This window comes from Xylanimonas sp. McL0601 (genome assembly GCF_049852175.1).
GTDB lineage: Bacteria > Actinomycetota > Actinomycetes > Actinomycetales > Cellulomonadaceae > Xylanimonas.
On the sequence record NZ_CP187527.1, the window covers coordinates 176,085 to 193,516 of the forward strand.

The 17,432-nt window shown below is 72.3% G+C and carries 18 protein-coding genes and 1 riboswitch; of the genes, 9 read left to right on the plus strand and 9 right to left on the minus strand.

Going from position 1 to position 17,432, the window contains the following annotated elements; all coding sequences use genetic code 11:
• Positions 1-137: 137 nt before the first annotated feature.
• A riboswitch (glycine riboswitch) is annotated at positions 138-246 on the minus strand.
• Between the two features lie 66 nt (positions 247-312).
• The 5 genes from ACO4JP_RS00795 to ACO4JP_RS00815 all read right to left on the minus strand — a co-directional run bounded on the left by ACO4JP_RS00795 (position 313) and on the right by ACO4JP_RS00815 (position 5,171).
• Complete coding sequence (locus ACO4JP_RS00795; protein ID WP_425955507.1) at positions 313-1,221, minus strand: LysR family transcriptional regulator; 909 nt, start codon at positions 1,219-1,221, stop codon at positions 313-315.
• A 63-nt stretch (positions 1,222-1,284) separates the two neighbouring features.
• The gene (locus ACO4JP_RS00800; protein ID WP_425955508.1) at positions 1,285-1,770 is read right to left on the minus strand and encodes a DUF6328 family protein; all 486 of its coding nucleotides are present in this window, start codon (positions 1,768-1,770) and stop codon (positions 1,285-1,287) included.
• Between the two features lie 19 nt (positions 1,771-1,789).
• Positions 1,790-2,905, minus strand: coding sequence for a phosphate ABC transporter substrate-binding protein PstS (locus ACO4JP_RS00805; RefSeq protein ID WP_425955509.1), 1,116 nt, complete (start codon positions 2,903-2,905; stop codon positions 1,790-1,792).
• 80 nt (positions 2,906-2,985) lie between these two features.
• The gene (locus ACO4JP_RS00810) at positions 2,986-3,954 is read right to left on the minus strand and encodes an endonuclease/exonuclease/phosphatase family protein (RefSeq protein WP_425955510.1); all 969 of its coding nucleotides are present in this window, start codon (positions 3,952-3,954) and stop codon (positions 2,986-2,988) included.
• 47 nt (positions 3,955-4,001) lie between these two features.
• Positions 4,002-5,171 (minus strand): aminotransferase class I/II-fold pyridoxal phosphate-dependent enzyme, encoded by a 1,170-nt coding sequence (locus ACO4JP_RS00815; protein ID WP_425955511.1) that lies wholly within the window; start codon positions 5,169-5,171, stop codon positions 4,002-4,004.
• Between the two features lie 115 nt (positions 5,172-5,286).
• Here ACO4JP_RS00815 and ACO4JP_RS00820 point away from each other — a divergent pair, with 115 nt between their 5' ends.
• From ACO4JP_RS00820 to ACO4JP_RS00830, 3 genes are read left to right on the plus strand one after another with little or no spacing between them, the layout of a single operon-like run.
• Positions 5,287-6,600, plus strand: a complete 1,314-nt coding sequence (locus ACO4JP_RS00820) for a serpin family protein (protein ID WP_425955512.1) — start codon at positions 5,287-5,289, stop codon at positions 6,598-6,600.
• Between the two features lie 44 nt (positions 6,601-6,644).
• Positions 6,645-7,460, plus strand: a complete 816-nt coding sequence (locus ACO4JP_RS00825) for a Nif3-like dinuclear metal center hexameric protein (RefSeq protein ID WP_425955513.1) — start codon at positions 6,645-6,647, stop codon at positions 7,458-7,460.
• A gap of 25 nt (positions 7,461-7,485) precedes the next feature.
• Positions 7,486-8,574, plus strand: coding sequence for an alpha/beta hydrolase (locus ACO4JP_RS00830; RefSeq protein WP_425955514.1), 1,089 nt, complete (start codon positions 7,486-7,488; stop codon positions 8,572-8,574).
• Here the strand turns inward: ACO4JP_RS00830 and ACO4JP_RS00835 are convergent.
• Positions 8,567-9,100, minus strand: coding sequence for a GNAT family N-acetyltransferase (locus ACO4JP_RS00835; protein WP_425955515.1), 534 nt, complete (start codon positions 9,098-9,100; stop codon positions 8,567-8,569). The two genes, ACO4JP_RS00830 and ACO4JP_RS00835, sit on opposite strands and share 8 nt — an antisense overlap.
• Positions 9,101-9,143: 43 nt before the next feature.
• Positions 9,144-9,677, minus strand: coding sequence for a low molecular weight protein-tyrosine-phosphatase (locus tag ACO4JP_RS00840; protein ID WP_425955516.1), 534 nt, complete (start codon positions 9,675-9,677; stop codon positions 9,144-9,146).
• A 72-nt stretch (positions 9,678-9,749) separates the two neighbouring features.
• On the opposite strand from ACO4JP_RS00840, the gene ACO4JP_RS00845 reads away from it, so the two are divergent.
• Positions 9,750-10,655: an SDR family oxidoreductase gene (locus ACO4JP_RS00845; protein WP_425955517.1), complete on the plus strand. Its 906-nt coding sequence runs from the start codon at positions 9,750-9,752 to the stop codon at positions 10,653-10,655.
• A 308-nt stretch (positions 10,656-10,963) separates the two neighbouring features.
• Here the strand turns inward: ACO4JP_RS00845 and ACO4JP_RS00850 are convergent, their stop codons facing one another.
• On the minus strand, positions 10,964-11,185 hold the full coding sequence (locus ACO4JP_RS00850) for a hypothetical protein (RefSeq protein ID WP_425955518.1): 222 nt from the start codon (positions 11,183-11,185) through the stop codon (positions 10,964-10,966).
• 4 nt (positions 11,186-11,189) lie between these two features.
• Between ACO4JP_RS00850 and ACO4JP_RS00855 the strand changes: the two genes are divergently transcribed.
• Positions 11,190-11,534: a hypothetical protein gene (locus ACO4JP_RS00855; protein ID WP_425955519.1), complete on the plus strand. Its 345-nt coding sequence runs from the start codon at positions 11,190-11,192 to the stop codon at positions 11,532-11,534.
• Positions 11,535-11,681: 147 nt separating this feature from the next.
• Positions 11,682-12,104 carry a PGPGW domain-containing protein gene (locus ACO4JP_RS00860; protein WP_425955520.1) on the plus strand — a complete coding sequence of 141 codons (423 nt, stop codon included), beginning with the start codon at positions 11,682-11,684 and terminating at the stop codon, positions 12,102-12,104.
• Positions 12,105-12,145: 41 nt separating this feature from the next.
• Here ACO4JP_RS00860 and ACO4JP_RS00865 read toward each other — a convergent pair whose 3' ends face one another.
• Positions 12,146-13,579, minus strand: a complete 1,434-nt coding sequence (locus ACO4JP_RS00865) for an ATP-binding protein (protein WP_425955521.1) — start codon at positions 13,577-13,579, stop codon at positions 12,146-12,148.
• Positions 13,580-13,930: 351 nt separating this feature from the next.
• Between ACO4JP_RS00865 and ACO4JP_RS00870 the strand changes: the two genes are divergently transcribed.
• The 3 genes from ACO4JP_RS00870 (at position 13,931) to ACO4JP_RS00880 (ending at position 17,385) form a co-directional block, all read left to right on the plus strand.
• Positions 13,931-14,968 carry an NADP-dependent oxidoreductase gene (locus ACO4JP_RS00870; RefSeq protein ID WP_425955522.1) on the plus strand — a complete coding sequence of 346 codons (1,038 nt, stop codon included), beginning with the start codon at positions 13,931-13,933 and terminating at the stop codon, positions 14,966-14,968.
• 143 nt (positions 14,969-15,111) lie between these two features.
• On the plus strand, positions 15,112-15,522 hold the full coding sequence (locus ACO4JP_RS00875; RefSeq protein ID WP_425955523.1) for a nitroreductase family deazaflavin-dependent oxidoreductase: 411 nt from the start codon (positions 15,112-15,114) through the stop codon (positions 15,520-15,522).
• A 279-nt stretch (positions 15,523-15,801) separates the two neighbouring features.
• A complete protein-coding gene (locus ACO4JP_RS00880; RefSeq protein WP_425955524.1) occupies positions 15,802-17,385 on the plus strand; it encodes an alkaline phosphatase family protein in 1,584 nt (527 codons plus the stop codon).
• Positions 17,386-17,432 lie beyond the last annotated feature (47 nt).

Genomic DNA, 17,432 nt, shown 5'->3' on the forward strand with positions numbered 1-17,432 from the left:
GTCCCTCCCCGCTCTGTCATCGGACCTGAGAGTTTTGCCGCCACTCCACCAGGGTCGGTCGGGGAGCGTCGGCTTGCACCGTCGGTGGGCCTGCCACGAGCGCCGGGGCGCCGGGGTAGACCGCTTTCCAGAGTTGCCTCGTCACGACGGTACGGGGGCCTGAGAGATTCCCGGGGAGGGTTTGCTCCTTCGGCGCCGCCGGCCAGGCCCTGAGGACCGTCCGGCGAGCTCTCCTGTCGCGATTCGATCGGCGTTCTTGCGCGTTCTGCTCTGCCGATCCTACTCAGCCGGAGGCCGTCCCCGAAACGCCGGTCAGGCGAGCTCGAGGCGCGCCGCCACCTCGGACATGACCCCGACGACGGCGCGCACGGCGGGCCCCGGCTCGTGGCGCGACGACCGGTGCCGCACGAACAGCTGCCGCTCGCCGAGCCCGGCGAGCCGGACGATGCGGAGGCTCTCGCTGTACGCGCCGCCCTCCAGGGCGAGCGCGGGCAGCAGCGCGACGCCCTGACCTGCGGCGACGAGCGCGAGCGTCGTGTCGAAGTCGTACGTCGAGTGGCACGTCGCGATGGTGGTGCCCAGCGAGCGCGCGAGGCGTTGCAGCGCGCGGTCGGCGGCGGTGCCGGTCTCGGACGCCACGAACGTGAGCCGCGCGAGGTCCCTGACCTGCTCGGGCGCGGCCGTCCCGGCGGGGATCACCAGACGCCACGGCTCGTCGAGGAGCGGCACGTCCTGCGAGCCCTTGGGCGCGGGGTTGTTCATCTCCGAGTCGCGCTCGAGCACCACGACGTCGAGGTCGCCCGCGCGGAGCTTGCGCACCGACTCGGCGGGCTCGGCCTCCCGGATGTCGAGCTGGACGCCGGGGAAGCGCTCCGCGAGCGGTGACAGGGCGGGCGCGACGACGGCGCGGATCGCCGTCTGGAACGCACCGATCGCGACGCGCCCGGCCACACCGTCGCCGAGTGCCGCGATCGCCTGCCGGGCTTCGACCAGCTCGGCCTCGATGTGCTCGGCCGCCTCGGCCAGCACGCGTCCGGCCGGCGTCAGGGTCACGCCACGCGGGCCGCGGTCGAGCACGGCACAGCCTTCCTCGGCCTCGAGACGCGCGATCTGCTGCGAAACGGCCGACGGCGTGACGTGCAGCAGGTCGGCCGCGGCGAGCACGCCCCCGGCCCGGTGGACGGCGAGCAGGAACGCGAGGCGCCGAGGGTCGGTGGGCATATAGCGAGGCTACAACTCATGCCAACGACCATTCGCTCCTGCTGAAGCGCCGATCGCTCTATCTCACTGCACGTCCGGCCGTGCCCGCACGACGGCGGGCCACACCGCCCACAGCCCGGCGAGCACCACGAAGGTGATCGCGCCGGCGACCACGCCGGCACCGGCGCGGACGACGACGTCGAACACGAGCCCCACCACGCCCGTGACCACCAGGGCGAGGAGCAGCAGGGCACCGCGCGTCATGCGGTCCGCAGCGGTCACGAGGCGCGCCTTGAGGTGCTTCCTGAACAGGGCCCGGTGCATCGCGACGGGCGCGATCGCGAGCCCCGTCGTGAGGGCCGAGAGCACCACGAGCACCAGATACCAGGTGCGCTGATAGGGCACGAGGTCCTCGAAGCGCTGCTGGAAGGGCAGCGTCAGCAGGAAGCCCGTCAGGATCTGGACGCCCGTCTGCATGACGCGCAGCTCCTGCAGCAGCTCGCTCCAGTTGCGGTCGGACCGCTCCTCCGCGGTCTCGCTTCGGCCGCTTCGGGCCCCTGGGACGTCCATGAGGCCGACGGTAAGTCCCTCAGGACGCCGCGGGCACCAGGAAGATGTGGTTCGCGGCCGCGCGGAGCCAGTCGCGCTGCGCCGGCGTGAGCGGTGCGCTGCCCGCCGCGGCGGAGCCCGCGTCCTGTCCCTCGTCCGACGCGATGTAGCTCACGAGCGTCTTCACGAACACGCCCTCGGCCTGGTCGGCGTAGCGCGAGCACACGAGGAGGTAGGAGACGAGGACGAGCGGGTAGGCGTTCGGGTTCGTCGTCGTCCGGTCGAGGTGGTACGAGAGGTCGTCCTCGTAACGGGACTGGTTGCGCGGCGAGAGGCCCGCGGCGCCGGCCGCGCCCTCGGCGCTCGACGGGACCCACTGGTCGCCCACGCGGATAGCCGCTGCACCGAGATCGCCGGCCTGCGAGGCGTCCGCGTAGGTGACCGCGCCGGCTGTGTCGTGCACGACACCGACGACGCCGCCGGTGCTCTCCGCGGACGCGCCCTCGGCCCACGGCCAGCTCGAGCTCGCCTCGGCCTCCCAGTCGGCCGGCGCGGTGGCGTGCAGGTAGTCGGTGAAGTTCTCGGTGGTACCCGACGAGTCGAGGCGGTGCACCGGGGTGACCGCGAGGTCCGGCAGGGGGACGCCGGGGTTGTCGGCGGCGATCGCGTCGTCGTCCCACGACTCGATATCGCCGGTGAAGAGGCGGGCGATCGTCGACGGGGAGAGGTTGAGCGTCGTGATGCCGGGCACGTTGAACGCGACGACGATCGGGCTGATGTACACCGGCAGGTCGAGGGCGTTGCCGCCGTCGCACGCCTGGCCCGACGCGCTCATCTCGTCGTCGGTCAGCGGCACGTCCGATGCGCCGAAGGCCGAGTGGCCCGCGAGGAACTCCTCGCGGCCCTTGCCGGAGCCCGCCGCGTCGTACTTGACCTTCACGCCCGGGTGCTCCGCGGCGAAGCCCTCGGTCCACGCGGCCATGATCTTCTCCTGCGACGACGCGCCGATGCCCTGGAACGAGCCCGCGACCGGCGTCGCCGTGTCACTGGGTAGGACGGGCGAGGAGGACGGGTCGCTGGAACCGCACGCCGCGAGCGGCAGCAGCGAGGCGGCAAGGACGGCGGCACGCGCGAGGCGCATCTGCAGGGTGCTCACGAGCCGCGAAAACTAGTGCGCGCCCGCCCCCGCGTCACGGTCGGACGCGGAACATCCCACGTTCTGGCCGACGGATCTCTTCAGGCCGGCCGTGGTTCCGGAGGGCCCGGCGGCCGCAGCGAGACGTCGACGACGACGGCACGGTGGTCGCTGATGCCCAGATCGAGGGCGTGGGCCGGGCCCGTCACATGGACGAGCGTCGCATCGCCGCCCGTCTCCGCGCCGTCGTCCACGAGGACGTGGTCGAGGCGCAGCTTCGGTCTCTCGCGCGGGTACGTCGGCACGTGGACGAGCTCGCGCCACCCGGTGATGGCTGCGGGCTCGTCGGCCCGGATGTTGAGGTCGCCGAGCAGCACGAGCGGGCGCGGCGCCGCGCTCAGGCGCCGTACCAGCCAGCGCAGCTGCCGCCGGCTCCAGCGGCGCCACGAGGAGAGGTGCGTTGCCACCACGGTCAACGGTCCGTCGGGGGTCTCGACGACGGCGACGATCGCGACGCGTGGTTCGTCCTTGCCGAGCTGGAGGCGCCCGAAGAGCCACGGCGAGCCGATCGGGAGGCGCAGGCGCCGCCACTCGCGGACGGGCAGGCGCGAGATCAGGGCGATGCCGTAGCCGGGGACGTCGTCGTGCTCGTCACCACGGGCGCGCCGACGCGAGCGCCAGGTGCCGACGTACGCGCCGATCGCCGACCGTCCGGCAGGGGAGCGCAGCACGCTCACGGCGGCCCCCACGCGGGCGCGTCCCCGTGCGTCGACCAGCGGCGCGAGCGCCGCCGCGGGGTCGTCGGTGCCCACGGAGCCTGCGGTGGCACGCCGTGGCTCCATCGTCCCGGCGACGGCGGGAAGGTACCGGTGCTCGCGCGCGCCGACGGCCTCGGCGACCACGTGCGCCAGGTCGACGCCGCCGGACCGCACCTGCGCGCGGTCGACCTCCTGCACCGCGACGACGTCGGCGCCGAGCCCGGCGACGGCTTGCCCGAGGAAGGCGGGGTCGACGCGGCCGTCGGGCAGCTGCCCGTGCTGGACGTTGAAGGTCACGAGTCGCACGCTCATCGCCTTCATGGTCCGCGAGCGCACCCCTCCCGGCGACTTGTCGCGGGTCAGAGCGTGCGGTGCCAGGCCGCAATGCGGTCCGCCGCGCGCGCGACCGTCTCCGGGGACGCCGCGAACGACAGCCGGACCCACTCGTGGCCCGCGACCGCGTCGAAGTCCGTGCCGGGGGTGATCGCGACGTCCGCCTCCTCGAGCAGCCGGGCGCAGTAGGTCACCGAGTCGAGCCCGGTCGACGCGATGTTCCCGTAGAGGTAGAACGCCCCGTCGGCCGGGGCGACGGGGTCCCAGCCGAGCTCGTGCGCGCGCTCGAGGAGGGCCGCGCGCGACGTCGCGTACCGCTCGACGTTCGCCGCGGCGGCGGCGTACCCCTCGGGGCTGAACGCCGCGACGCCGGCGTGCTGGGCCAGCGCGGGCGGGGAGAGGGCGACGTTCCCGGCGAGCGCGTCGACCGGCCCGACGAGCTCCTCGGGCAGCACCAGCCACCCGAGCCGCCACCCGGTCATCGCCCAGTACTTCGAGAACGAGTTCACGACGACGGCACCTTCGTCGGCGTACTTCGCGGCGGTCGCCTGTTGTACAGCGCCTCCGTAGGAGATGCCGTGGTAGATCTCGTCGCTGATCAGCCGTACCTCGTGCTCGCCGCACCACCGTGCGACGGCGTCCAGCTCGGCCGGCGCGATCATCGTCCCGGTGGGGTTGGCGGGGCTGGCCACGACGACGCCGTCCAGCCCGCCGTCGTAGTAGGCGCCCATGAGCTGCGACACCGTGGGCTGGTAGCGCGTGTCGGGTCCGCAGTCGAGCTCGACGACCTCGCACCCGAGCGCCGTGAGGATGTTCTTGTATGCCGGGTAGCCGGGACGGGCGAGCGCGACGCGGTCGCCGACGTCGAACGCGGCAAGGAACGCGAGCACGAACCCGCCGCTCGAGCCAGTGGTCACGGCGATGTGCGCCGGATCCACCTCGACGTCGTACCAGCGCCGGTAGTGCCCGGCGATCTCCGCGCGCAGCGGCGGCACGCCGAGCGCCTCGGTGTACCCGAGGTCGCCGGTCCGCAGCAGCTCGATCGCACGCTCGCGCACGACGTCGGACGCACCCGTGGACGGCTCGCCCGCGCAGAGGTTGAGCACGTCGCGCCCCAGGGCCCGCCGCTGGTTGGCTGCGGCGAGGATCTCCATGACCGCAAAGGCCGGGACGTGGGAGCGACGCGAGACCTTCATGGGGCCATCTTCGCCGAGGACGCGGCCGGGCGGGCCGCGGCATGTCGCCCGATCGTTGCCAGACCGTTGCGCGCCGGTGCTGGACGGCGCCTGGACGCGACGTCACAGTGACGCCATGAGGTCGCACGGTCGCCCCTCGCGCGCCGCCCTGATCGTCCCCGTGGCGGTCGCCGGCGTCGGCCTGCTGCTGAGCGGGTGCGGCGCCCCCGACCCGGCCCGCGGGCTCGAGATCGCCCCCGACATCCACGCCCGCCAGGTCGCGGTCTCCGACGCCGATGCCCTGCCCGCCGTCGTCGACGCGACCCGCCGCATCGGCACCACGATGCTGCAGGACGCGCCCGGTGACGCCAACGCCGTCGTCTCCCCTTCGAGCGTCACTGTCGCGCTGTCGATGCTGGCCGACGGCGCGCGCGCCAGCACGCTCACGGAGCTCGAGCAGGTGCTGGGTGCGTCCGGCAAGGGGCGGCGCGACGCCGTCGCCGCCCTGCGCGGGGTGCTGCTGAGGTACGACGGCGACCCCGGCGTCGTCCGGGCCAAGACGCTTCCGGCCCAGCCCATGGTGCACCTGGCCACCCAGGTCGCGGTGGACGACCAGCTCCGGCCGTCCGCCGAGTACCTGGGCGCCCTGGCCGACGGCTACGGCGTCGGGGTGCAGCACGTCGATCTCGGGTCGGGCGCCGGGAAGTCGGCGCTCGACGACTGGGTCAGGTACCACTCGGGCGGTCTCGCCGAGAAATCGGCGATCCGGCCGGGCCCCGACCTGCGGCTGGTGCTGCAGGACGCGATCGTCCTCGCCGCCCGCTGGGAGACCCCGTTCGCCGAGTACGCCACCTCGGACCGGCCGTTCACCCTGGCCGACGGCACGCAGGTCGACACCCAGACCATGGCCAACGGCGTGACGGCGGCGTTCGCCGAGGTCGACGGATGGCGGGCGCTCCGCCTGCCGTACGTCGGCGGGCAGCTGCACGCCGACCTCGTGCTCCCGCCGTCGGGCACCGACCCCGCCTACGCGACGCCCGAGCTGCTCGCCGCGCTCGACGAGGCGCTCGCCGGCGCGGAGAACCAGCGGGTCGAGCTCTGGCTGCCGACGCTCGATGTCAAGTCCGAGGGGCTCGACCTCCGCGAGACGATCGGGGCGCTCGGTGCACCCTCGGTCCTCGACCCGGACGCCGCCGACCTCACCGGGATGGGCACCGACGTCGACGGGAACCGCCTCTTCCTCGGACAGGCCGTGCAGCAGGCCGTGCTCCAGGTCGACGAGGAGGGCACGCGCGCCGCGGCCGTCACCGAGCTCGGCGCGACGGGGTCCGGCGCCCCCGCGGAGCCCACCGTCACGCTGCACCTGGACCGCCCGTTCCTCGTCGAGCTCGCGCACACGTCGACGTCCTGGCCGCTGTTCCTGGCGGCGATCCCCGACCCGCGGCACTGAACGCGCCCCGCTAGCGTGGACCCGCGGGCTCTACGGTGGTCACCGTGACCACCGCCGCCGACGTCGTCGCCGCCATCCGCTCCGCCACCCCTGCCGCGCCCCGCCCCACGACGGTCGACGCGTTCCTCGACGGCGACCCAGCCACCGAGGTCACCGGGATCGCCGTCACGACGATGGCCTCGCTGGACGTCCTGCGCCGTGCCGCCGACGCCGGCGCGAACCTGGTGATCACGCACGAGCCGCTCTACTTCGACCACGCAGACAACGCCCGCGGCGACCTCGAGACCGAGGCCGACCCCGTGTACGTCGCCAAGAGAGCGTTTGTACAGAAGGCGGGCTTCGTCGTCTGGCACCTCCACGACCAGTGGCACGACCAGCGCCCGGACGGCATCGACGCCGCCACCGCCGCAGAGCTCGGCTGGACGCTCGACGCCACGGAGGCGGCCACCGGCATCAGCGTCGCCACCATCGAGCCGACGACCCTCCGCGACCTGGCCCGCCACGTCGCCGCCACGCTCGACGCCACGGCTCTGCGCTTCATCGGCGACCCGGACGCCGTCGTCACACGGGTGGGCCTCGACCTCGGCTTCCGCGGCTTCGGCCGCAACCGCGCCCTGCTGCGCCGCGCCGACGTGGACGTCGCCGTCGTCGGCGAGCTGCACGAGTGGGAGACGGGGGAGTACGCCGTCGACGCCGTCGCCGCCGGCGTCAGCAAGGGCCTGATCGCCATCGGCCACGTGCCCAGCGAGCAAGCGGGCATGCGCGCCGTCGCCGCGTGGCTGCCGGGCGTGCTCGCGGCCGCCGGGCGTGTTATCCCGGTCACCTACGTCACGACGCCGGACACTTTCCGCACGCTCTGACCTGCGCGTTGCTACCTTGCGAAGGGTGAGCGACGCACCCGGAGGCTGGGAGCCCGACGTCCTGCCGGGCTTCGAGCGGCTCACGCTGCCGCTCGCGCCCGACGACGAGGGCGAGGTCGTCGCGACGCTGGTGCGCCGCGCCCGGCCCGCCGACGGTACGCCGGCGGCGAGGGACGCCGGCGTCGACCTCCTCTACGTCCACGGCTGGATCGACTACTTCTTCCAGGCGCACCTCGCCGACTTCTGGGAGGGTCTGGGCGTCCGCTTCCACGCCCTGGACCTGCGGAAATACGGCCGCAGCCTGCGCCCGCACCAGACGCCGGGCTACACGCACGACCTGTCCCTCTACGACGAGGAGCTGGACGAGGCGCTGGCGATCATGGGCCATGTCGCGCTCCCCGCCGACCTGTCAGCGCCAGACGGCGCCGCAGCGCTCCCTGGACCTGACAAGCAGAAGCGCAGGCTGCTGCTCATGGGCCACTCCACCGGCGGCCTCACTCTCGCCCTGTGGACCGACCGCCACCCCGGCCGCGCCGACGGCCTCGTGCTCAACAGCCCCTGGCTCGAGTTCCAGACCCGCTACCTGGGCCGCCGCGTGCTCGAGGGTCCGGTCCGCGCCCAGGCCGCTGTCGCACCGCGCAGCCATCTCGTCAACGTCGACCAGGGCTTCTACGTGCGCTCCATCTCGAACCGTTACGACGGCGAGTGGGACTACAGCCCGGCGTGGCGGCCCGACGTCGGCTGGCGGGCCACCCCGGCGTGGCTCGCCGCCGTGTTCCAAGGCCACGAGCGCGTGGCGAACGGCCTGCACATCGACGTGCCGATCCTCGTGCTGCTCTCGGCCCGCTCGACGACGCCGGTGCGCTGGCACGACGACATGATGCGCACGGACTCGGTGCTCGACGTCCCGGGCGTGGCCCGGCGCGTCCCCAACCTGGGCTCGGTGGTCACGCTCGTGCGGATCGAAGGCGCCCTGCACGACGTGACGTTGTCGGCCCCCGAGGTCCGCGCGGAGGTGTGGCGCGAGACGGCCCGCTGGTTCCGGGGCTACGTCGCCCCGCCCCCGCCACCGTCGTCCGCACGCGACCCCTGGTGGCGCCGGCTGCTCAGCTGACGGGTCGCGCCAGCTCCTCCTCGCGGCCGATCGAGCCCTCGAACGCCTCACCCGACGGCACGAAACCATCCTTGAGGTAGGCCGCGCGCGCCCGCGCGTTGTCGGCGTGCACGTACAGGCGGGCGCGCTCGGCCCCCTGCTCGCGGGCCCACTCGACGACGGCGTCGATCGCCCGCTGGATCAGCCCGCGGCCGCGGTGCCCGGGGTTCAGCCACACGCCGACCACGTGGACCTGACGCTGCTCGACGGGCCGTCCCTCGAAGTCGGCGGAGCCCGGCTCCTCCAGCAGCCCGGTGGCCGTGCCGACCCAGCGCCCGTCGTCGTCCACCACGACGTAGTGCGCGACGGCGCCGCCGGTCGCGGCGTTCGCGGCGCGCTCCTGCCAGAACAGGTCAGGACGCGCGGACGCGTCCTCGAAGGTGTCGAGGAAGGCCAGGTGCGCGTCCGGGTCCTGCAAGGACTCGAGCCGGATCGCCCGGACGGCCTGCCACTCGTCGGAACGGACACGTCGCACGGTGTAGGCCATGCGCGGCATCCTTGCAGACGCACCGGCGGGGTGATGCCCCCGGTCAGGCCGCCGCGTGCACCCCGAGCCGCTCACGCACGTACGCCACGATCCCCGGCGTCGCCGCCTCGAGCTCGCGCAGGCAGACCTCGAAGTCCTCCATGCCCCCGTACCAGGGGTCTTCGACGTCAAGCACGTGCTCACCCTCGCCGGCCCGCAGCTCGGACGCCTCGGGGTCGAACGAGCGGAACATGCGGATCTCGGGGCCCGCGTCGCCGTCCGTGGGGGCAAGCCGGCGCAGCGCCCGCGCGTGGTGCGCCGTCATCGGCAGCAGCAGGTCGCGCCGAGCCACCTCGTCCGAGGTGACGCGGTGCGCCCGGTGACCGTCACCAGCGGGGTACCCGTGGGCGGCCATCACGGTCCGCGCGCGCGCGTCCATGGGGTTGCCCTCCTCCTCGGCGCTGACGCCCGAGGAGTCCACGACCACGTCCTGGTCCAGGCCCTCGGCGGCGAATGCCTCGCGCAGCAGGATCTCGGCCATGGGGGACCGGCAGATGTTGCCGGTGCACACCGTCATCACACGGAAGGACACGTTCATGTCAGCATCTTCCCCCACGTCCATCGACCGGGAGGCCGCGCGGCGCGTCGAGCACCGTCCTACGGTGAGGTCATGACTCGCCGGGCCGACGACGTCGTGGCAGTGACGGGCGCGAGCGGCAGGCTCGGCGCCCGCCTCGCGCTGCGCCTCGCCGCGGAGGCTGCCCAGCAGCGCCTGATCGTCAGGGACCGAGCGCGCGCCCCACGACTCCCGGACGGCGCCGCGCTGCCCGACTCGGAGGTCGCCGTCGTCGCGTCGTACTCCGACGGCGAGGGCATGCGCCGCGCGCTCGACGGCGTCCGCGTGCTGTTCCTGGTCAGCGCCCAGGAGGGGGGCGACCGGGTGGCCGCGCACGTGTCCGCGATCGACGCGGCGGTCGCGGCCGGGGTCGAGCGTGTCGTGTACACGTCGTTCGTCGGCGCCGCCCCGGACTCCGTCTTCACCTTCGCGCGCGACCACTGGTACACCGAGCAGCACCTGCGCGCGTCGGGTCTGCGCTGGACCTTCCTGCGCGACAACCTGTACCACCACGCGCTGACCGTGTTCGTCGGCGCCGACGGCGTCATCCGCGGCCCGGCGGCTGAGGGTCGCGTCGCGTCGGTCTCGCACGACGACGTCGCCGACGTCGCCACGGCCGTCCTGCTCGACGAGCGCCCGCACGCGCACGACGCGCGCACCTATGAGCTGACCGGCCCGGAGGCGATCACGCTGGCGGAGGCGGCCGCGACGCTCACCGAGCTGACCGGCCGGCCGATCCGTTACGAGGCCGAGTCGGTGGAGCAGGCCTACGCCGCGCGCGCGGGGTACGGCGTCGGACCTGAGGTCGTGGAGGGGTGGGTCACCTCGTACACGGCGATCGCCGAGGGCGCGATGGAGCACGTCTCGGCCGACGTCGAGCGGCTGGTGGGACGCCCGGCGCGCTCGTTCGCCGCGTGGTTCGACGACTACCCGGACCAGTGGCAGCACCTGGTGGCGTGAGGGCGGCCGAGGTTCGCCCTGGGTGTAATTCCGTAGACCTCCCCACGGGCCGGGCGTAGCGTCGCCGATACATCAGAAGGGAGGTGATCCGAGCAGATGAAGTCTCTTCGGACCGATGAGGTGGTCGCGCGCTAGCGCGTCCTGATCTTCCCGCCGCCGGCACCCGTCAGGGCCGACGGCGACCGGGACAAGGTGGCGAGTACCTACGCGACCACCGGAGCCCGCGGGTGCCGCGCCCTCGTCCAGCGCGGCAGGAGCCAACGCTCCGACCCGCGGGCTTTTCACTGCCCGCGCCTGATCGCCCGCGGCTACAGGCCGGGTCCGATGCCCGGCTCGCCTGCGGCGGCCTCGTGGTACGCCTGCGCCAGCCGCGCCAGCGCCAGCGCCCCGACCAGCAGGCCGAAGTCGCGCAGCGCGACGTCGTAGTACTCGCCCAGCGTGAGCAGGTTGACGATGATGCCCGCGAGCCACAACGCGACGACGTACGCCGGTCGGCTGGTGGCTGCAGCGGTCGCCGAGGCCACGAGCACGGGCGTGACCGTGGGGGAGGCGCTGCACCGCAGAGCCGCGGAGCACGGCGCCACGCTGGGCGAGGCGGCGACGGCCGGCGACGGCCGACCGGCCACCCCGACGGCGGCCCTGGACCTCGCCGTCCGGACGCTCGCCGAGCACGGCTACGAGCCGCGGCGCGACGGCGCGAGCGCCGTGCTGGCCAACTGCCCGTTCCTGGCGCTCGCCGAGGCGCAGCGGGATCTGGTGTGCGGCATGAACCACGCGCTGGTCACCGGGGTGGTCGAGGGCATCGCTCCTGGAACCGTCAGCGCCCGGCTGGAGCCCGCGCCCGGCCGCTGCTGCGTGACCCTCGCCGTCGGCTCCTAGCCTCGGCTCCTAGCCCCGGCTCCGGCGACCCCGGTCACCGACGTCGGAGACAGCGATTGCCTGCGGACCGCGCCACCAGCAGGCTGGACCGATGATCGCCCCGAGAGTGCCGGCCCAGCGCGGGCGCGGGACCGCGAGGCCGCTCGCATGACCCGCCGTCTGGGCGGCCTCGTGCTCGGCTGGACGCTCGTCGTGCTGGGCGTCGCGGCACTCGTTCTTCCAGGACCGGGACTGCTGCTGCTCGCGGGCGGGCTGGTGGTGCTGTCCCAGGAGTACGAATGGGCGGAACGCCGCGTCGAGCCCGTGCGGGCCAAGGCCTTCGAGCTGGCGCAAGCAGGCGTGCGGGACTGGCGAAGCGTGGCGTTGAGCCTTGTCCTGGCATTGGGGCTGATCGCGCTCGGCGTGATCTGGGGGCTCGGCCCGCCCGCGCCCGACTGGTGGCCGCTCGAGGAGCGGTGGTGGCTCCCGGGCGGCTGGGGCACGGGGTCGAGCCTGATCGGATCGGGGCTGATCGCCCTCGGGCTGCTGGTCTACAGCTATCGCCGGTTCCGGGGTGACGCGGCGCGCTGACGACGTGTCGAGCTGGCCGGGATCGAGCCGCGCCGGTGCTGCTACCTCAGCCGCCTGTAGGTCGTCGTGCGCCCCTTCCCGCCGATCTGTTCGACGAGCCCGGCTTCGCGCAGGGAGCGCAGCGTCTTGCGCAGCGCGGGCGCGGACTTCCCGGTTCGCTCGGTGAGTTCGTGGATCGTCACCGGTGCGCCGCCTAGCGCTTCGATCACCGCCCGCTCGGCCGGTGTTGGTGACCTGGCGCCGAGGTTTGATGTCGTCGCGGCCGTCTGCGGCGCCGAGCGCAGGATGGCGGTGAATGCGATGCCTTCGTCATTGAACTGTGGCTCCCGGAGCCCTGCCTCGGCGAGCGTGCGCCGCACGGTTGCGATCCCGGTGGCAAGCAGCTCGACGACGCGGGCGTCCGTTGGCGTGCGGGCGTAGCGGCAGATCTCCACGAGTCTGCCGTTGCGCGCCGAGGTCGCGTCGGGTTGTCCCAAGCGGTCGACTGTGAGCCCGTACAGCCCGCCCGGATTCGTCACCACGAGCCGGTCGGGAAGGAGCCTGACCTCGATCGCCCGCCCCTGCGACCAGGCATCCAGGTCGCGGTGGATGAGCGCGTTCGAGATCAGCTCGCGGAACGCTTCCAAGGGGTAGGCCCACTGGTCGCGGACTGCTCCGGCGTCGTCGGCGACAACGTGTTGGGGGAAGTTGGCGCGAGCCCAGGCGACCGACTCCTCGAGCATCACCGGGATCGGTCCGGTCACGGTACGCGTTGCGGACGCGCGCACCCCGGGGCGGTCGACGACGGCGAGGTTGACCACGAAACGCTCGAAGAATTGTTGGGGATGGACTCCTAGCGCGAGGAGTCCTGCCGTTGTGACCTTGCCATCGGGAGTCACAATTCCCGCCCGGACCACCCGGTCCTCGGGAGTGAACCGGCCCAGACCAGCCGGATCACGCTCGACAACGGTGCGGTGCCACACCCCCAGGAGCTCCAGATCGAGGTCAGCGATCGCTGCCCCGGACACGGGTACACGATCCGCGCGCGGTTGCTCGCGCTGGCGCAAGAAGCCCTGGACCTCGACGTCGGACATCCGGAAATCGCCGTCCCAATTGCGCAGCCAGGCCTCACCCGTTGCCCGCACCCGCGCGGGCTTCGCTGACGGCGGGCACTCGGGGACCCGGGCGACCACGACCGCCTCGCCGTCGAGGTCCACCTGGCGGATTTCCAACGTGACCGGCGGCTCGAGCGCCCGCGCCACGCCAGCGAGACCTTGCTTGATCGCCTGGGGGTGCATCAGCCCGGAGGGCCTGAAGCCCGCGCGCTCGTCCAGTCCGAGCACGATTCGCCCACCGCCAGGCAGGTTCGCCAAAGCGCACAGAGTCCCGGCGAGATCGGTCGGAAGGCCGCCAGCCGCAGACTTCACCTCGATGTCCGAGGTGTCGCCACCGTTGCGGCGGAGGAGGTCGAGGATCTCAGCAAGCTCAGGGTCCACGAACCAAATGTAACCCCGGAGAGTTACATTTTCGGTTACATTTCGCCGCAAGGAGCGCAATTGCAGGGCTGAAGGTCTCCCGAAGCACAGGGACAGTGCCCAGGACGCCTGAGGAATGGTGCCCACAACGCGCCCCACGGCCAACAACAAAGGCCCCGGAATTGTTGGACTTCCAACGATTCCGGGGCCTTGCTCACGTGGGAGGTTTCCGAAACACCCTGGCCTCCATGAACACGACCGTTTCAGGATGCCCAGGCACACCTCAACCAGTCCTCCAGGCACATCTACTCGTCGCCGTGCCCCTACACGCCTCGCGGAACTGGCTGGGCCCCGCTCGGCCGCGACGATTCGATGCGTAATCCGGGAGGCTCCCGTCTAGCAGGTCGGGTCCGGGTTGCCGCGGCCATGGCTGCGGCACCCGGTCCACACCCGGGCGCGACGTCCCGGGTTCCCGTCCATCCCACCACCATCGAAAGAAGGTTCCTGATGACCCACGCTGTCGCTCTGACCGGTTTCGGCAATCCTGAGGTGCTGCGGCCCATAGACGTCGCGGTGCCGGATCCAGGTCCAGGCCAGATCCGTGTGGCCCTGCGACTCGCCGGCGTCGGCCCGACCGACCTGGCGCTGCGGTCCGGGAGGCTCAAGGCCTTCGGCGTCCAGGAGGGCACGTTGCTCGGGTTCGAGGGCGCGGGCACCGTCGAGTCCGTCGGGGCCGGCATCGACGACGTCGCGCCCGGAGACGAGGTGGCGGTCTTCCTGCCCGGCGTCGGCGGTTATGCGGAGCTCGCCATCGCCGAGTTCTGGGTCCGCAAGCCCGCCACCGTCTCCTGGGAGGACGCTGCCGCACTGCCCGCGTCCGGCGAAGCCGCCGTCAGGGTCCTCGACCAGGTCTCGGTGGCCGACGGTGACACCCTGCTGGTGCTTGGCGCAGCGGGTTCGGTCGGCACCATCGTGACGCAGCTCGCCATCGCCCGCGGTGCGACCGTGATCGCTGCTGTACGACCGGCGGACTTCGAGACCGTGAAGGGCTTCGGTGCGGTTCCGGTGGCCTACGGAACGGACCTCGTGGCGAACGTGCGCGCCCGTGCTACGCACGTCGATGCGGTGGTCGACGCCGGAACCCACTCAGATCTCGGGGCTGCGGTCACTCTGACTGGCGGCCCTGAGCGTGTCGTCACCCTGACCGGCTCGAGCGGAGCTGCGCTCGGCGTGCGGTTGTCCGGCCCGGAGCCGGACGGAATCTTCGACGCCCTGTCTGAAGCGATGAGCCGTCTTGCCGACGGACGCCTGGTCCTCCGGTCACGGACCGTGATCCCTCTCGACGCAGCGGCCGAAGCGCACAGGCGGCTCGAAGCGGGCGAACGGTCGAAGTTCCTGCTCGTTCCCTGACGCTCGCCGCTGATCCGCCCGGGGGTTTCGTCGTCCTCCGGGGCGGCCCCGGGCTGCTGGGCCCGGTCAGATGTCCACGGCTCCGGCGCTCTGGCGCTGAGCCAGGCGGAATAAAACCCGCGGACGGTGACGCTTGGCCCGGCATGAGCGACTGGAACGCCGACATCATCGAGGAGTTCCGCGCGAACGAGGGCCGAGTGGGCGGCCCTTTCGAGGGCGCGAACATGATTCTGATCAGCACGGTCGGGGCGCGGACCGGAGCCGTCCGCACCACCCCGGTGGTCTACTTCCCGCAGGAGGACGGTTCGATGCTGATCGTCGCATCCAAGGGCGGCGCACCGACCAACCCGGACTGGTACCACAACGTGCGCGCGAACCCGGTGTTCGAGGTGGAGGTCGGCGCCCGGCGCTTCGCGGTGGAGGCGGCCGTACTCACGCCGGAGGAGCGTGCCGTGGCGTGGCCACGCATCGTCGAGGCCGCGCCCGGGTTCGGCGACTACCAGAGGAAGACCGACCGCATCATCCCGGTCGTCCGGCTCACACCCAAGGACTGACGCTGCGCCCGCGCCGCAGGCCCACAACGGACGGCGCCACGCCACCCCTATAGGTGCCGCAGCACCACCCCGGAACGCAGAAGGTCCCGGCCAGCAGCGCACCTCTGCGCCATCGTCGCCGTCGACCTCGACCTCGATGACGGGCAGCCGCCGCGGCCGTCGCTGCTCCGGAGCGAGATGCGAGAGTCGAGATTTCGGCATCTCCTATGACAGTTCGCTGAGCGATGGTGCATGGCGGCAGCCGGCCGCGCGGATATCACCCCATAGGAGGCACTCCCCGTGTCAAAGCGCATCCCCACCCTCGCTGTCGCCGCAGCCCTCGCCGTCGCGAGCGCGATGGTCCCCGCGGGCGCGGCCCTCGGTCATCCAGGAGGATCACATTCCGGCGACCATCCCTCGACGATCCCCGGTGGGTTCAAGCACCTCGTCGTGATCTACGAGGAGAACCACTCGTTCGACAACGTCTACGGACGGTGGGGTTCGGTCGCCGGCGACGCCGTCAACGGCGCCCGCAGCGTGCCGCAGGTCACGCAAGACGGTACGCCGTACAAGTGCCTGCCCCAGGTAGACGTGAACCTCGCGACGCCGCCGCTGACGTCGGTGTGCGAGGACGCCGTGCACGGCATCGCGGCCAGCCACTTCCCCAACCACACGTTCACGATCGACGACTACATCGCTCCGAGCGATACGACCTGCCCGCCGGCCGTCCCGGGCACGCCCTACCAGCCGAACGGATGGCTGAAGGGCACCGGCGCGCCCGGCGGCTGCACACGAGACCTCGTCCACCGCTTCTACCAGGAGCAGTACCAGCTCGACGGCGGCCGCATGGACCGGTATACGACCGGGTCAGACGCGGTCGGACTCACCCAAGGCCAGTACGACACGACGAAGCTCCCGATCTACCGGTACCTCCACAGCGTCGGTGCGCCGCACTACGTGATCGCCGACGACTTCTTCCAGGCGGCGTTCGGTGGCTCGTTCCTCAACCATCAGTGGCTCATCGCCGCGCGGACGCCCCTTGACACGTCCGCGACGGTCGCCAACTCGGTGCTCGACGGCAGCGGGATGCCGACCAGCTACCCGCAGTACACGGCGACCGGGGCGGTGAAGGACACTCAGTGGACGGTGGCATGCCCGAGTGCGGGCAACGACTACGCCGCCGCTTGCGGGAACTTCGCCGTGAACACGATCCAGCCGGAGTCGGCTCCGCATAGCGGCGGCGCGCAGCTCCCGCTCATCGACGACCGCGTCTACCCCAACATCGGCGACCGGATGTCGGCGGCCGGGATCTCGTGGAACTGGTACGCGGGTGGCTGGGACGATGCGGAGGCCGGGCACCCCGGCGTCAACTTCCAGTACCACCACCAGCCGTTCAACTACTTCGCCGCCTATGCACCCGGGCGGCCGGGCCGCAGCCACCTGAAGGACGAGAAGGACTTCATCGCAGCGGCAAAGAACGGGTCGCTGCCCACGGTCAGCTTCGTGAAACCGTACGGCGACGAGAACGAGCACCCCGGCTACGCCAGCGAGCCGGACGGCAGCGACCATCTGGTTGACCTGCTGAGGACGATCACGAACGGTCCTGACGGCAAGAGCACCCTCGTCGTGGTCACCTACGACGAGTTCGGCGGTCAGGCAGACCACGTCGCACCGCCCGTGGTGGACAAGTGGGGTCCTGGCACCCGCATCCCGGCCCTGCTCGTGAGCAAGAAGTTCGAGTCCTCCGGGGTCGACCACACGCGATACGACACCACGTCGATCGTGGCCACGATCGAGAAGGCGTTCCACCTCCATCCGCTCGGCACGCGCGACGCCTCGGTGAACCCGCTGTTCGCCGGCATCCGCATCGGCACGGACGGCTGAGACCCGATCGGGTAATGAGGCGGATGCCGCGATCCAGCGGGTCGCGG

What these genes read in the sequence shown, in the direction of transcription:
- ACO4JP_RS00795 (WP_425955507.1), bottom strand. Translation starts at nt 1,221, where the DNA reads ATGCCCACCGACCCTCGGCGCCTCGCGTTCCTGCTCGCCGTCCACCGG.
- ACO4JP_RS00800 (WP_425955508.1), bottom strand. Translation starts at nt 1,770, where the DNA reads ATGGACGTCCCAGGGGCCCGAAGCGGCCGAAGCGAGACCGCGGAGGAG.
- ACO4JP_RS00810 (WP_425955510.1), bottom strand. Translation starts at nt 3,954, where the DNA reads ATGAGCGTGCGACTCGTGACCTTCAACGTCCAGCACGGGCAGCTGCCC.
- ACO4JP_RS00815 (WP_425955511.1), bottom strand. Translation starts at nt 5,171, where the DNA reads ATGAAGGTCTCGCGTCGCTCCCACGTCCCGGCCTTTGCGGTCATGGAG.
- ACO4JP_RS00820 (WP_425955512.1), top strand. Translation starts at nt 5,287, where the DNA reads ATGAGGTCGCACGGTCGCCCCTCGCGCGCCGCCCTGATCGTCCCCGTG.
- ACO4JP_RS00835 (WP_425955515.1), bottom strand. Translation starts at nt 9,100, where the DNA reads ATGGCCTACACCGTGCGACGTGTCCGTTCCGACGAGTGGCAGGCCGTC.
- ACO4JP_RS00840 (WP_425955516.1), bottom strand. Translation starts at nt 9,677, where the DNA reads ATGAACGTGTCCTTCCGTGTGATGACGGTGTGCACCGGCAACATCTGC.
- ACO4JP_RS00845 (WP_425955517.1), top strand. Translation starts at nt 9,750, where the DNA reads ATGACTCGCCGGGCCGACGACGTCGTGGCAGTGACGGGCGCGAGCGGC.
- ACO4JP_RS00860 (WP_425955520.1), top strand. Translation starts at nt 11,682, where the DNA reads ATGACCCGCCGTCTGGGCGGCCTCGTGCTCGGCTGGACGCTCGTCGTG.
- ACO4JP_RS00870 (WP_425955522.1), top strand. Translation starts at nt 13,931, where the DNA reads ATGCGTAATCCGGGAGGCTCCCGTCTAGCAGGTCGGGTCCGGGTTGCC.
- ACO4JP_RS00875 (WP_425955523.1), top strand. Translation starts at nt 15,112, where the DNA reads ATGAGCGACTGGAACGCCGACATCATCGAGGAGTTCCGCGCGAACGAG.